The following is a 14,687-nucleotide window of genomic DNA, read 5'->3' as shown; positions in this document are numbered from 1 at the left end:
TTTTTATTAATAATGGACAATAAACTCGCTGAAACCAATGCGCGCGTCGATGTTGCCGATGTGCTAAGAGGGCTTGCCGTAATGGGCATTATCATTTTACATAGCATTGAACACTTTAACTTTTATTCTTTTCCCGAAGAAGTACCTTTTGAATGGATGAAGTTTACAGATAAAGCCATTTGGGACGGTTTATTTTTTACTTTTAGCGGAAAAGCCTATGCTGTGTTTGCACTTCTGTTTGGTTTCAGCTTTTACATACAAGACGATAACCAACGTCGACGAGGAAAAGACTTCCGCTTACGTTTTTTATGGCGTTTAGTTCTTCTTTTTATAATAGGCCAGTTCAATGCTGCATTTTTCACAGGCGAGATTCTGACCATGTATGCAATGATAGGTATCATTCTGCCCATCTTTTGCAGGGCTAGTAATAAAGTGGTTATTATTACAGCCATCATTTTAATACTACAACCGGTAGACTGGATAAAACTTATTTATGCACTCATTAATCCGGCTTACGAACCGGCAACCAACCTTGCTGGCAAATATTTCCGCGAAGCATTTGTTGTACAAAGCTCAGGTACTTTTTGGGAAACTGTGAAAATGAATTTATGGACAGGCCAAATGGCAAATATGGCGTATGCATTGGAACATGGTCGCCTTACCCAAACTGCCGGATTATTTCTGTTTGGCATGATAGTTGGGCGTAAAGGCTGGTTCTTATACAGTGAACAAAATGAACATTTGTGGTTCAAAACCCTTGGGATAGCATTGCTGTGTTTTTTCCCATTATATGGGCTCAACAATATGCTTCCTGAATTTGTTTCGACAAAAGCAATACTTGCCCCATTGAAAGTAATTCTTGTATCAACACGAAACCTGTCATTCATGGTAGTTCTTGTTACTGCATTATTGATCACCTTTTATCGGGTAAAAGACCGTACTTTCCTGATGCGCTTTGCACCTTACGGAAAACTAAGTCTTACCAACTACATAGGTCAGTCAATTATCGGTTCCTTATTCTTCTACCATTGGGGATTTGAATTAGGTCGTTATTTAGGAATTACCTACAGTTTTATTTTCGGCATCATTTTTGTATTGCTACAAATGGCATTCTGCTCCTGGTGGTTAAGTAAATTCAAACATGGCCCATTCGAGGGAATATGGAGAAAACTCACCTGGATAAATAAAAATTAAGTTTTAAGTTTTTGAGACCTAAGAAACTCAAAAACTTAAAACTCAAAAACTCAAGATTATGAACGAAGCTGTATTTAACGAACAATACCGAAATATAGTTAGACTAATATATCAGCAACGACTGAAAGATGCACTTGCAGAGTTGGAGATATATTTGCAGGGAGGCTCCGACTGGACACTATACAGTGAACTGGAAAGAATCAGAACTTCTTACGAATACATGTTGCAATATATGCGGCAAAACATTACCGACCCTGAACGTAACAAACTACACACCAAGCTTTTAGCAGATGCATTAAACGTAGCAGATCAGTCGCGCATTGGAAAAGCCATGCCTGTATCTACCCGTTATTACTACAGTATGCGCAATCAGCTGTCGATGCTTCCCTCCTATTCCATCAAATCATTATTAATGGAGATGGAAAGCTATACAGAAGAGATAGCTGTAGCCAATTTATTGCAAGATAATCCCAACAAGGGCGATGAGGTGCGTAAACGTCATGAAGAAGCGCAACAAAATCTTTTTCTCCTTATCTGGACAAACAGTGCATGGAAACCAATTGATGAAGAAGAAGCATACGAAGCACTGAAATCTGTATTAATACCTGTTTACGATTTATGCCTGTTTGTCAGTGCTGTGACATTGAGTATTATGGAATGTTTCGATGTACGAAAACTATTCTGGCTGTTTAGTGCATGTGCACATTCGTCTGCGCTTGTTAACCAACGGGCAATGGTAGGTTTGGTATTTGCACTTCAGATATATCACCAACGCTTACACCTATATCCGGAAATCGTTGCACGCTTATCCATGATGAATGAAGACCCACGTTTTGCCGAAGCATTGAGTCGTATACAAATACAAATGATCCGGAGTCAGGAAACGGTGAAAATCGATAAAAAAATGCGGGAAGAAATAATTCCTGAAATGATAAAAAGCGCAAACATCAGTCGGATGAAGCTTGATTTTGACGATAATGATGATGAAGCAAACGATCATAACCCCGATTGGGCCTTCAATATTGAAAACTCTGCTTTGGGCGATAAACTACGCGAAATGAGCGAGTTACAAATGGAAGGGGCTGATGTGTATATGAGTACTTTCTCGCAGTTAAAGAACTATCCTTTTTTCAAGAATATCTCTAACTGGTTCTATCCTTTCGACAAAGCACACTCATCTGTAGTTAAAGAACTGGGTAATGCAAACGATAATTCCATTCTGGAATTAATTCTGGGATCTGGTTTCTTTTGCGACAGTGATAAATATTCGATGTGCTTTACAATAATGCATCTTCCTAAAATGCAACGTGATGCTATGGCAGCACAACTATCCGACCAGCAAATGAATATGGTAATGGATGAACATAAGTCTGCCGAAATGAAGAAGCTGAACGAGCGCGACGACATTGTAAGCAATCAATACATTCATAATCTTTATCGTTTCTTCAAACTATATCCACGTCGTCATGAATTTCATGATATCTTTAATGAACCTCTGCGGTTACATACTTACGATATTCTGAAACCCATACTCGAAAAGCCTCATTATTTACGTAATCTGGCCGATTATTATTTCCGCAAAGAATATTATTCGGCTGCGGCAGATATATATACCAAACTTATTGGTTTGATAGGCGATGATGCAGAACTCTATCAAAAAATAGGATATTGTATGCAAAAAGAAAAGAAATACGAACAAGCTATTTCGGCCTACCTCCGTGCAGACATGATGAAACCGGATAATATATGGACCAACAAACACTTGGCTACTTGTTACCGCTCAAGCAGGCAATTCGAAAAAGCTTTAGAGTACTATAAAAAGATTGAAGAAATTGAACCTGAAAACAAATCGCTTTTATTTAATATTGGTAGTTGCCTGGCCGAACTTGGCAAAGACGATGAAGCATTAAACTATTTCTTTAAACTCGATTTTATAGACCCCACCTCTATGAAAACCTGGCGAGCCATTGCATGGTGCTCGTTTATAAGTGGTAAACTGGAACAGGCCGAAAAATACTATAAGAAGATTCTAAAACACAAGCCTCAAGCATCCGATTATATGAATGCCGGACATGTAGCATGGGTTATGGGCAATATGGAAAAAACAATTGAATTATATACTAAATCAATAGAAGCCATACATGGACACCAACTATTTATTACCATGTTTAATAAAGACAGGTCCGTATTAATACAACAAGGAATCAAAAAGGATGATATTCCATTAATGTTGGATTTACTGTAATTAGTAGATAGTAGATAGTAGATAGTAGTTAGTAGCTAGTAGAATCCATGCGGCATCGCTACTAACTACTAGCTACTAACTACTAGCTACTATCTACTAACTACAATCTCCGCAAAGCCCTTTCAACACAAAATTCACATTTTCCAATAAAAATCCTGGCGGCAACTGTACTTTAGGAATATGAATACTTTCTAAACAATACGTTCTCTTACATTTTGTACAGAAGAAATGTACATGCAGATCATTCAAAGCACACATACAATCCTCACTGCAAACAGAGTATTTCATTGAGCCAGATCCATCATCTATACTGTGAATCAGTAGTTTTTCGTGAAATAAAGATATTGTCCGGAATATAGTAGACTTATCTACTGTATCTAACCTCTCCTCTATATCAGCCAAACTAAATGCCCTTGAAAAAGTAAGCATCTCCTTTAAAATCAACAAACGTACAGCAGTTACGCGTATGCCACGATATTCCAGTCTTTTTTCGTATTCGTCCATATTATATTGAATATGTTTCTACAAAATTACAAAAAAGTTATAGAACAAAGAAACACTGAGTTTTTGTTTCTGTAAACTTTCATTCATTCATAAATCACTACTCTTTTTTATGCTGCAAAACGCGATTTCAAAATGCTGCATTTCACACTTTCGAAATGCAGCATTTTGATCGAACGAAATGCAGCATTTCATCAATGCAAAATGCAGCATTTTGAAAACGAACAATAAAATCGGCTCTACAGCGCGTATAACGAGGGTAAGCTAAGGTAAATTTCCGTTTTTACTGTTTTATGCATGCGGAAAATAAGTAAACAAACGGATTCTTGTTGGGTGTTTTTTTTACTTCTATTCATATCAATAGAAAAACAAAACAAACAAACACAAATCCCCGTAGAGGATTCATTATAATAAAAATATAGGTTAGAAGAGCAGTATTTACCAAACATTTTTTTATATTTGCAGCGTTACAAAATGTAACAGACATATTATTTAAGAAGCGTTTAGCTTATTCTATCTGAAGGAATCTGGACAATTTCGAAGGTATAGGAATAAAGTGAATGCTCCACCTCTCGTATATATACCATCAATATATACCTGTTAGGTGTGAGCGATTTATTTATCCATACCTTGGGCAGTCCAGAGCCTCTTCAGAGGATAAGTAAGTTGGCTCACACTTCTTTTTTATAATAGCACTTCAGAGAGCCATAAGTGCAGATTCTATTATCTTCCCCAAAAAATGAGAACCATAGAAATTGAAGAGTTTGAACCGGGATATAAACTTACATATCCTGAAGTGAAACAAATGAGATTGCAAACAGAATTCCACTTACTGAAAGAAACATTTAATTTAACCTTTCATTCTTTCAAAATTCGTTTAGGTAAAATAGATGCTAATATTTTGGTATCTCAGTATTACTATAAAGAGATTGCTACTGAATGCTATTTATCATTATGTAAATCGGATACAATTTGCTTAATTACTCTGCTAAATGAAAAATATCAAAAATGTTTCTACAGAGAACAACATGAACATTATTTATTTCAGAAACTGCCACAAAAAGGATGGAAGTTATCTAATGGGAATATAATATCCGAACCAGAATTTTCTTATTATGAATTCTATGAATTCCGCTTTAAAATTATAAGTCCGGAATTTGAATATTGCTAGTATTAGGTACATCGCCAAATGTTTAATAACCATAAAAACTAAACATCCACACAAATAATTTTGTCCGGAAACATAAGATTAATATCTTTGTGTGCGATAACGGTACCTAAAAACACTATTATATTTATGAAACAATTTATGGACGAAAACTTTTTGCTGCAATCAGAAACTGCACAAAAGTTATATCACGAACATGCGGCTAAGATGCCAATTATCGACTATCATTGTCACTTAATACCACAAATGGTAGCCGACGACCACCAGTTTAAATCACTAACAGAAATATGGTTGGGGGGTGACCATTATAAATGGCGTGCCATGCGTACAAACGGAATTGATGAAAAATACTGTACCGGCAATGATACTTCCGACTGGGAAAAGTTTGAGAAATGGGCTGAAACCGTACCATACACCATGCGTAACCCACTTTATCACTGGACACACCTGGAACTAAAAACTGCTTTTGGCATCAATAAAATATTGAGTCCCAAAACAGCCAGAGAGATTTATGATGAGTGTAATGAAAAGCTTGCCACTGCCCAATACTCGGCCCGTGGTATGATGCGTCGTTACCGTGTTGAAGTTGTTTGTACTACCGACGATCCTATCGACTCACTTGAATATCATATCAAAACACGCGAAAGTGGATTTGAAATAAAGATGTTGCCCACATGGCGTCCCGACAAAGCAATGGCTGTTGAGGTGCCTGCTGACTTCCGTGCATACATAGAGAAGCTATCGCAAGTTAGCGGAGTAACAATCTCTAATTTCAATGATCTGGTTGATGCTTTACGCAAAAGACATGATTTCTTTGCCGAACAAGGCTGTCGTCTATCCGATCATGGTATTGAAGAGTTCTATGCAGAAGATTATACCGATGCCGAAATCAATGCTATATTTAATAAAGTATATGGTGGTAGCGAATTGACTAAAGAAGAAATCCTTAAATTCAAATCGGCAATGCTTATTGTATTTGGCGAATTGGATTACGAAAAAGGATGGACACAACAGTTTCATTATGGTGCTATTCGTAACAACAACACAAAGATGTTCAAGTTGTTAGGTGCTGACACCGGATTCGATTCTATTGGAGAGTTTAACACAGCGAAAGCTATGTCTAAGTTCTTCGATAAACTGAACTCGGCCAACAAACTGACTAAAACCATTCTTTACAACCTGAATCCTTGTGCTAATGAAATGATTGCTACCATGATTGGTAATTTCCAGGATGGCACAATTGCAGGTAAAATACAGTTCGGATCGGGTTGGTGGTTCCTGGATCAGAAAGATGGTATGGAAAAACAAATGAATGCACTTTCTGTTCTTGGCCTGTTAAGCCGTTTTGTAGGAATGTTAACAGACTCTCGTTCGTTCCTATCATACCCACGACATGAGTATTTCCGCAGAACATTGTGTAACCTTATCGGTCGCGATATTGAAAACGGAGAACTTCCTGCTTCCGAAATGGATAGAATCAATCAGATGGTTGAAGATATCAGTTACAATAATGCTAAGAACTTCTTTAAGTTTTAGTAAAAGGAGGTAGAGTGAGGTAAAGGAGGTAGAGGAGGTAAAGATGCCATGCGGATACTTTATTAACTTTACCTCCTTTATCTCCTAGCGAAGCGATACCTCACTTTACCTCCTATTCTCCATTATCGCTGGCATATTCTCAACAGCCCAATCCACTAATCCTTGAATATGAGGGATTAGACTTTCGCCCAAAGATGTTAGGCAATACTCTACCCGTGGAGGAACTTCTGCATATACTTTCCGGCCAACTAAGCCATCTGCCTCCAATGTTCTCAATGTTACAGTAAGCATACGTTGCGACACATCCGAAATTGTTTTATGAATATCACTGAAACGCATTGTTCCATTCACATAAAGAGTGATTAAAACCAATGTCGACCACTTATCTCCGAATCTACACATTATATCCCTCACCGGACAAACACCGTTGGGATAAAAATTCTGAAAGTTTTTTTCGCTCATATCTATCTGTCAATCAATAATAGTTATCTTTATGTAAGTATCTTACTCACAGGTTCGTTCTTGCTTTTCTGATACCTAAATTCTACCTTTGCAATACAAAAGTAATAAACTTACTAAAAATAACTATTGAGTTTTTAAGTTTTTGAGCTTCTTAGTTCATAAGTTCTTAAATGCACCTTAAAAACTCAAAAACTTACAAACTTAAAAACTTAAATTATGGCAAAGAAAGTTGCTATTTTAGCTGTAAACCCAGTAAATGGGTTTGGATTGTTCCAGTATCTGGAAGCGTTTTTTGAAAATGGTATTCCTTACAAAGTATTTGCTGTTGCAGATTCGAAGGAAATAAAAACCAACTCGGGAATCACAATGTTTGCCGACGATGTTATTGCAAACCTGAAAGGGCACGAAGACGAATACGATGCACTTGTTTTTAGCTGCGGAGATGCAATTCCTAAATTTGGTGAGAACATTGAAAAGCAATACAACCAGGATATGATGATGGTTATTAAAACCTTTGGCGAAAAGGGTAAATTAATGATTGGTCATTGTGCAGCTGCCATGATATTCGAAATGGCCGGATTAACCGAAAGTAAAAAGGTTGCACTACATCCACTGGCCAAAGCTGCTATTCAAAATGGAATTGCTACCGACGAGAATTTTGAAATTGATGGTAATCTTTATACCGCTCAAACAGAAAATACCATTTGGACTATGATGCCCAAAATACTAGACGTTTTAAAATAATTTAGACACGGATGACGCGGATTACACGGATTTTCATACACGGATTTTAATTAAATACATTTATCTGTTTCTTAATCCGTGCAATCCGCGTCATCCGTGTCTAAATTAAAAATCAATCCAGTTTTAATATTTCAATCTTGCGGAAATCCGTTGGATGACTTTCCGACTGTAATGCAATATGTCCTTTCTTAAGCGGCCCGAAAGGAATATCCGGTGTTGGACTCACATTTCCTCCGCCTACAGTAAGATTAGTATATGTAAGTACCGTATCTCCTTCCACAATGTGGTGAACCAAGCTATCGCCATAAACAACCAGTTCGAAGTTTACCCACTGGTCACCATCGTATGTTTTGCTATTTGACTCATAACAATGTGCTTTATATGGCTTATTATCAATATAAACTTCTGTACCCGGAGTACACACACTGCCTGTAGGACGGTCGCCACTGCCATCGCCTCCTAACAATTGTGCTTCAATAGATACTGGAAAATCCTGATTAAGATGTATGCTTTCTGCCGATTGCGAGTGAAACATTACCCCATTGTTGCGATAAGCCCATCCGGCAGCACCTTTTACCTGTTCGCCAAGAAAACGATATTCAACTCTTAATTTGTAACTAGAAAAAACTTCGTTTGTATAGATATGGCCAAAACAATCATTAAACTCATCGTAAGCATCATATCGAACTTTCAACAATCCATCTTCCACACGGAAAGTATTTCCAAAGTTCTCGCCTACCGGATAATTTCTGATCTTCACAGTCCATCCATCCAGATTCTCACCATTAAATAGAGGTATCCATTCTTCTTTTTCTACTTTGTTTGTACAAGAGATAGCTAAAAGTACAATAGCTAAAAGTGTAAGTTTTGTTTTCATGGTATAAAGTTTATAATGTTGATCAGGTCCATAAAACGCTGCAAACCGATAACACTGTTATTAAAAAAGTAACAGTTGCCGATAGTATGTAGCTATTAAATAATCTGGGTTTAGATTTTAATATTATTTGTGCTTTGCCTTTAAATAACAATAAGAAATACAAGGTAGCATAAATCAAAATACTTAGTCCCAATATATACTTTGCGCGTTCATCGTTATTACTAATTTCTATAAAATTGTCCATAGCAACACATAAAGGCAATAATATAACAATTCCTAACACCATGAAAGCACTGGGAACAATGCTATGTTCGTGTACAACAACCTTCCTGAACCAAAGCATGTAATTGTAAAATATCACATTTAGAATCTTCATTGCCAGCAAAAATACTAAATGTTGATGAATATAAAACACATTTACTTCGCTATATCCAAATTTAATTATAATTTAGCGACAAATATTACACAACAGAAATAGAATTGCTATGGAACTAATTGAGACATTTTTAAGAGAGAGTCAAAGTTTAGAAGAATTTTATGCAGAAATATTCCATTCAGCACAAAAAAACCTTTCCTTATCTTCAGAAACTTTTGCATCATTTACACACCAATCATTGCTACAACCAGCCGAATGGTTCAAAGCCTTTGCGGTTTTGGAAATTGCGGTTGAAAGCGGATTCGATCCTAAAGAAACAGAAAATTTCTTTAAAAGGATTTTCAAAGGATACGATTATAATGCAGCTGTAGGCCTCAACGATGAAGATTATAAATTCTTCTGGGAAAAAATAAACTTATTATTTGATAAGTTTGCACCCAGTTCGTGCGAAGCACTTATTGAAAAAGCATTGCAACGTTTCAATCCCCGCCGTAATTACAAAGATCGCCCCATGCTTTTAAAGTTACTGGAAGAAGCTGTTGATCGGGGCAGTGAGAATGCAAAAGTACTACTTGGTTATAATCTTTGTATAGGCTTCTGTGGCGAACCCGATAAAGAAAGGGGAAGCCAACTGATGGATAGTGTAACTACTCCTTTTTACAAACAGAAAGCCGCAGTATATAAAAATTATATACTCTCATCGCAAGGAAAGCACAACGAAGCCCAAGCAATCATCGATGAACTTTTGGCCAACAATGTTGACGACATTATTCTACAGATGGCTTACGAACAGAAAGCATTATTCCTTAAATTAGAGGACAAACTCGAAGAATCGGCAGCGTATTTCGAAAAAGTACTAGCTAACAACTGCTCAGGATTCTCGGCAATGCATCTTGGATTCTTCCAGTACAACAAAGGAAACAATCTGGAAGGCTTAAAACTTATGGAACAGGCATTCTGTTATGGAAGACCCGAAGTTGCACGAAGTCTTTTTTATTGCTACCACCAGTCCGGACAAGAATGGCAGGATAATGAGCGTGGCATCAACTGGCTTCGAAAAGCATATCTGTATTACGATCCATACAGCACCTATCAGCTTGCTTATCTTCATCTTTATAATGACGAATATAAAGATGTAGAAAAAGGATTGGCCTATCTTGATGAAGCCATTGAAATGAATTACACCGATGCCATCTCTTGCAAAGGATATATGTATTATGCCGGTGACATTATAGAAAGAGACATCGAAAAAAGTGTTGAACTTTTCAATAAAGCGCTGGAGCTAGGTGATGGTTATTCAGCCTATCGCCTGGGAGTTATAAATGAAGAGGGTTTATTGAGTAATGGTGAATCCGATTACAAAGCAGCTCTTGAATACTACGAAAAGGCCGCCGAACTAAACAATATGTATGGTTACGAAATGGCCGGACGTTATCACCGTGTGGGAGCAACCGGAGAGCCGAATTACGAAAAAGCCTTAGAATACTATACGCTGGGTGCCAAGATGGGTTCTTCTTACTGTAAAGTAGAACTGGCATTTATGTACGAAGAGGGTGAAGGAGTAGAACAAGACGCAGCTAAAATGTTTGAATTAGTAAAAGATGCTGCCGAAAATGGTTACCATTATGCCTATTTCTTACTTGGCCGTTGTTATCGCCATGGATTTGGAACAGAAGAGAATCCGGATGAAGCCATACGTTATCTGCAAATGGCTGCCGATGCCAATGTAGCTAAAGGATTAACCGAACTGGCCTTATGCTACGAAGAAGGTTACGGTGTAGAAGAGAATGGTAAAAAAGCTCTTGAGTATATGCTAAAAGCAGCCGAACAAAATTATACGTATGCACAATACAAAGTAGGATGCTATTACTTATATGGTCTGGAAGGTGTGCCCGATGACACAGCCGAGTCATTCAAATGGATGTCTAAAGCAGCCGAAAGTGAATATCCGTATGCTTTAATGGAAATTGGCGACTACTATCTATGGGACTATGCCGGAATAGATGAAAAAGAAAAAGCCTACCCCTATTATATGAAAGCCGCCGAGCAAGGATATGTAAACGAAGGACTGGGTGCATGCTTAGAGTACGGAATTGGTGTAGAAGAAAATGAACCGGAAGGATTCAAATACTACCTGAAAGCCGCCGAGGATGGTTATTCACGAGGCATGTACAATGCCGGCCGTTGCTATTATTATGGTTTCGGTATCAAAGAAAATCTTCAGGAAGCATTCCGTTGGTTTAATGAGGCAGCAAACTACAATATTATTTCTGCTACATATTATAAAGGTAAAATGCTTCTGAATGGTGAAGGTTGTACCCAGAATATCGAAGAGGCCATTACTTTGCTTACCCAGGCAGCCGAAAGCGATCATGCCAATGCACAATACACACTTGCCAATTGCTATTTGATTGGTAATGGTGTTGAAGTAGATGAAAACAGAGCAATGGAACTTTTTGAACAAGCAGCCGATAACGGACATGAGGGTGCAGAAAAGGTAACAGGAAGAAGACGTAGAAAGTAATGAGTAATGAGTTTTGAGTTATGAGTTTTGAGTTATGAGTTTTGAGTTATGAGTTTTGAGTTATGAGTTTGGCGATGCCGCAGGAAAACTCAAAACTCATTACTCAAGACTCATTACTCATAACTCATTACTCAAAACTCAAAACTAAAACAATTATGGAGAATAAAAATCATTTGTTTCAGGTTAACCTGAAAGGTATGATATCACTGCTCTCAGAGCACATTTATAGTAACCCAAACACGTTTGTACGTGAATTACTTCAAAATGGTATCGATGCTATAACTGCTTTTCGCAGTCTGGACGAAAACTTTGTGGGCAACATAGAGGTCATTTTACATAGTGATGGCACAATGAGTTTTACCGATAATGGAATTGGGCTGACAGAAAACGATATACATCAGGTACTTACAGTTATAGGAGAAAGTTCTAAACGGGATTCATTTTCATCGGCCGACTTCATTGGCCGGTTCGGTATCGGCCTGCTTTCTTGTTTTGTGGTTAGCAACGACATTATATTTGAAACCCGTTCGGCCATAACCAAGGAAACAATAAGATGGTGTGGCAAAGCCGATGGAACCTATGAAACAATTACTCTTAATGATGAACGCCCCATTGGAACGAAGGTAATACTAAAACCCAAAAGTGAATGGAAACATTTGTTTGAATACGAAACATTTAAACGCAACCTCACTTATTATGGTAAAGCACTACCCTACCCGATCTTTTTGAGTAATGAAACCGAACGTGAACAAATCAACGAACAGAACCCGGTATGGCTCAACCCCAATGCAAATAAAGAAGATTTACTTAAGTACGGTAGAGATGAATTCCAAAGTTCTTTTCTGGATGCTTTCCCTATTAAAACCAATGCGGGAAAAATAACAGGGGTTATTTACATTCTACCTTACAGAACACAGTTCTCGGGCAAGTTAACCCATAAAATATATTTAAAAAGAATGCTTTTGGGTGAAGACGATTGCAATTTGCTACCTTCCTGGGCATTCTTTGTGAAATGTATATTGAATGTGGAAAACCTTTCCTCTACCGCTTCGCGCGAATCATTGGTTAACAATGAAGAACTTCGTGAAGCGTCTAAAGAAATAGGTACAGCCCTGAAGAATCATTTAAAGGGACTTCTGCACAGTAATATCGATTTGTTTAATAAAATATTAGACATACATTATCTGTATATTAAAGCTATTGCAGCCGAAGATAACGAATTGTTTTCTTTATTTATGGATACACTTCCGTTCGAAACCAACAAGGGAACACGTAACTTTAAGAGTATCCGCAATAACGAAACCCATATTTATTATACTCCATTACTGGATGATTTTAAACAAATCAGGCGAATCGCTTCTTCACAGGGAATGTTGGTTATTAATGCTGCTTACACTTTTGATGAAGCACTACTAAAGAAAGCCACCCGCCAATTCGATATTAAGATTGAGAAAATTTCTCCTTCGTTTATTCTGAATAGTTTTAAAGAGGTTTCATATACTCAACATCCCGAATACAGAAGCTTTGAAGAGCGCTGCAATGTACTGCTTAAGCCTATGGGTGTAATATGCAAATTAAAATATTTCACCCCAGCAGATACTCCGGTTATATTCGTTGCCAGCGAAAAAATTGCTCAGGATACTAGTAATGCAAATAACCCGTTGAATGCTGTTCTAGGTGCATTTAAGCCCAAAGTTCAGAAAACAACCCCTACACTTTGCATGAATGCAAACAATGAATTAATTCTGAAACTTACAGAAATAAACGATGTAGTTGTTTTTGAATCTATCGTAAACATATTATACATACAATCGCTTTTGTTGGGCAAGTATCCGGTAAACGACGATGGTATGAACCTATTTAACGAATCTCTTTACCGCTTAATTGTTATGGGAATGCAAGATTTCCTAGGATTAATCAATAAAAATTAAAACACAATGATATACACTTTAGAAATACAGAAAATAATATATCAGGTAGAAAATAATAAAAGCCTGACATACAAAGATAAAGTACAGTTATTAAAACAAGCTGCTGTTATTGCCGATGATAATGATGATGTTGAATGGGGATACGACATACGTATGCAACTTATTCACGAATGCTATTTCCTTCCATCAGACAATGAATTGGTAACAAACTTCAGCTGGATTCTGAATGCTTACGAACAGCATCCGGACTGGTTCGACGAAAATGATTTTCTTTGGGAATACAAATGGATTCTGGGTTCCATGTACAATAATCCGGAAGTATCAATGGAACAGATAGAAACGATTCTGGAAGATTTCAAAAACCGTCTTACCCGCAACGGACATGGTTTACGGGCTTATTACGACAGGCTTTACACCGAAACCCTCAGCATTAATAAATACGATCAGGCTAAAGAATACCTCGACCTGCGCAATACTTGTCCGCAGGATGATGTTGACAACTGTGTGGCCTGTACATTGGATTATGAATTAGATTATTACCTGGAAACCGGTAATTTTGATGAAGCATATAACCGGGCTCAGCCACTTCTAAATAAGCAAATACATGTTCATACCTGCTCTCAGGTTCCGGCACGTACTTTCTGTACATTACTCTATCATGCACAGAAAAACGGAAAGCACGAACTGGCTGCCGAACTATTCAGCAAAGGAGAAAATGAAATGGAAGAGCAAAAAGAAAACCCTAACCTAATTTCCTACGGAGGAATGCTTATTAGTTATCTTGCTGATAAAGACAAAGAAAAGACACTAAAATACATTCAGCGGTACTTGCCTTGGGCATTGGATACAGACGGATATACCAAATACGATTTTTATTACTATTTGGTTGAAGGGCTTAAACTTCTGTTAAAAACAGAAAAGACTATTTCTTTGGAACTTCCAACCGAGTTTGAACTTTACACAGAATCCGGCGTGTATGATATTGAAACCCTAAAAGACTATTTCTATCAGAAAGCTTATGAACTAGCAGAAGCCTTTGATAAAAGGAATAATTGTGACGCCTATTTAAGTAGAGTTAAAGGGTTGTAAATTGAGGATTGAAAGTTGAAAGTTGAAAATTACGATGCCG

At 37.4% G+C, this 14,687-nt stretch carries 12 protein-coding genes; 8 read left to right on the top strand and 4 right to left on the bottom strand.

Going from position 1 to position 14,687, the window contains the following annotated elements; genetic code table 11:
- Nucleotides 1-12: 12 nt before the first annotated feature.
- Both D0T85_RS16965 and D0T85_RS16960 read left to right on the top strand, forming a co-directional pair.
- A complete protein-coding gene (locus D0T85_RS16965; protein WP_163214720.1) occupies nucleotides 13-1,194 on the top strand; it encodes a DUF418 domain-containing protein in 1,182 nt (393 codons plus the stop codon).
- 58 nt (nucleotides 1,195-1,252) lie between these two features.
- Entirely contained in the window at nucleotides 1,253-3,439 is a 2,187-nt protein-coding gene (locus tag D0T85_RS16960) for a tetratricopeptide repeat protein (protein ID WP_163214719.1), read from the top strand.
- A gap of 96 nt (nucleotides 3,440-3,535) precedes the next feature.
- Here D0T85_RS16960 and D0T85_RS16955 read toward each other — a convergent pair whose 3' ends face one another.
- Complete coding sequence (locus D0T85_RS16955; RefSeq protein ID WP_163214718.1) at nucleotides 3,536-3,943, bottom strand: Fur family transcriptional regulator; 408 nt, start codon at nucleotides 3,941-3,943, stop codon at nucleotides 3,536-3,538.
- Nucleotides 3,944-4,679: 736 nt separating this feature from the next.
- On the opposite strand from D0T85_RS16955, the gene D0T85_RS16950 reads away from it, so the two are divergent.
- Nucleotides 4,680-5,111, top strand: a complete 432-nt coding sequence (locus D0T85_RS16950) for a hypothetical protein (RefSeq protein ID WP_163214717.1) — start codon at nucleotides 4,680-4,682, stop codon at nucleotides 5,109-5,111.
- Between the two features lie 126 nt (nucleotides 5,112-5,237).
- On the top strand, nucleotides 5,238-6,644 hold the full coding sequence (gene uxaC, locus D0T85_RS16945) for a glucuronate isomerase (RefSeq protein WP_163214716.1): 1,407 nt from the start codon (nucleotides 5,238-5,240) through the stop codon (nucleotides 6,642-6,644).
- A gap of 105 nt (nucleotides 6,645-6,749) precedes the next feature.
- Here the strand turns inward: uxaC and D0T85_RS16940 are convergent, their stop codons facing one another.
- Nucleotides 6,750-7,106, bottom strand: coding sequence for a helix-turn-helix domain-containing protein (locus D0T85_RS16940; RefSeq protein ID WP_163214715.1), 357 nt, complete (start codon nucleotides 7,104-7,106; stop codon nucleotides 6,750-6,752).
- 216 nt (nucleotides 7,107-7,322) lie between these two features.
- Between D0T85_RS16940 and D0T85_RS16935 the strand changes: the two genes are divergently transcribed.
- Nucleotides 7,323-7,850, top strand: coding sequence for a DJ-1/PfpI family protein (locus tag D0T85_RS16935; protein WP_163214714.1), 528 nt, complete (start codon nucleotides 7,323-7,325; stop codon nucleotides 7,848-7,850).
- Nucleotides 7,851-7,962: 112 nt separating this feature from the next.
- Here D0T85_RS16935 and D0T85_RS16930 read toward each other — a convergent pair whose 3' ends face one another.
- Both D0T85_RS16930 and D0T85_RS16925 read right to left on the bottom strand, forming a co-directional pair.
- On the bottom strand, nucleotides 7,963-8,727 hold the full coding sequence (locus D0T85_RS16930; RefSeq protein WP_163214713.1) for a DUF1080 domain-containing protein: 765 nt from the start codon (nucleotides 8,725-8,727) through the stop codon (nucleotides 7,963-7,965).
- Nucleotides 8,728-8,749: 22 nt separating this feature from the next.
- Entirely contained in the window at nucleotides 8,750-9,103 is a 354-nt protein-coding gene (locus D0T85_RS16925; protein WP_163214712.1) for a hypothetical protein, read from the bottom strand.
- Between the two features lie 109 nt (nucleotides 9,104-9,212).
- Between D0T85_RS16925 and D0T85_RS16920 the strand changes: the two genes are divergently transcribed.
- From D0T85_RS16920 to D0T85_RS16910, 3 genes are all read left to right on the top strand, one after another.
- The gene (locus tag D0T85_RS16920) at nucleotides 9,213-11,627 is read left to right on the top strand and encodes a tetratricopeptide repeat protein (RefSeq protein ID WP_163214711.1); all 2,415 of its coding nucleotides are present in this window, start codon (nucleotides 9,213-9,215) and stop codon (nucleotides 11,625-11,627) included.
- A gap of 155 nt (nucleotides 11,628-11,782) precedes the next feature.
- Nucleotides 11,783-13,558, top strand: coding sequence for an HSP90 family protein (locus tag D0T85_RS16915; RefSeq protein ID WP_163214710.1), 1,776 nt, complete (start codon nucleotides 11,783-11,785; stop codon nucleotides 13,556-13,558).
- 6 nt (nucleotides 13,559-13,564) lie between these two features.
- Nucleotides 13,565-14,647: a hypothetical protein gene (locus D0T85_RS16910; protein WP_163214709.1), complete on the top strand. Its 1,083-nt coding sequence runs from the start codon at nucleotides 13,565-13,567 to the stop codon at nucleotides 14,645-14,647.
- Nucleotides 14,648-14,687: the final 40 nt, after the last annotated feature.

It is taken from the genome of Bacteroides sp. 519 (assembly GCF_010500955.1).
Lineage (GTDB): Bacteria > Bacteroidota > Bacteroidia > Bacteroidales > Bacteroidaceae > Bacteroides.
The sequence above is the reverse complement of the archived record's forward strand: the minus strand, read 5'-3'. Positions and strand labels throughout refer to the sequence as shown.

Bases quoted from the DNA above. Each gene is read 5' to 3' on its own strand.
- D0T85_RS16965 (WP_163214720.1), top strand. From the start codon at position 13: ATGGACAATAAACTCGCTGAAACCAATGCGCGCGTCGATGTTGCCGAT.
- D0T85_RS16960 (WP_163214719.1), top strand. From the start codon at position 1,253: ATGAACGAAGCTGTATTTAACGAACAATACCGAAATATAGTTAGACTA.
- D0T85_RS16955 (WP_163214718.1), bottom strand. From the start codon at position 3,943: ATGGACGAATACGAAAAAAGACTGGAATATCGTGGCATACGCGTAACT.
- D0T85_RS16950 (WP_163214717.1), top strand. From the start codon at position 4,680: ATGAGAACCATAGAAATTGAAGAGTTTGAACCGGGATATAAACTTACA.
- uxaC (WP_163214716.1), top strand. From the start codon at position 5,238: ATGAAACAATTTATGGACGAAAACTTTTTGCTGCAATCAGAAACTGCA.
- D0T85_RS16940 (WP_163214715.1), bottom strand. From the start codon at position 7,106: ATGAGCGAAAAAAACTTTCAGAATTTTTATCCCAACGGTGTTTGTCCG.
- D0T85_RS16935 (WP_163214714.1), top strand. From the start codon at position 7,323: ATGGCAAAGAAAGTTGCTATTTTAGCTGTAAACCCAGTAAATGGGTTT.
- D0T85_RS16930 (WP_163214713.1), bottom strand. From the start codon at position 8,727: ATGAAAACAAAACTTACACTTTTAGCTATTGTACTTTTAGCTATCTCT.
- D0T85_RS16925 (WP_163214712.1), bottom strand. From the start codon at position 9,103: ATGAAGATTCTAAATGTGATATTTTACAATTACATGCTTTGGTTCAGG.
- D0T85_RS16920 (WP_163214711.1), top strand. From the start codon at position 9,213: ATGGAACTAATTGAGACATTTTTAAGAGAGAGTCAAAGTTTAGAAGAA.
- D0T85_RS16915 (WP_163214710.1), top strand. From the start codon at position 11,783: ATGGAGAATAAAAATCATTTGTTTCAGGTTAACCTGAAAGGTATGATA.
- D0T85_RS16910 (WP_163214709.1), top strand. From the start codon at position 13,565: ATGATATACACTTTAGAAATACAGAAAATAATATATCAGGTAGAAAAT.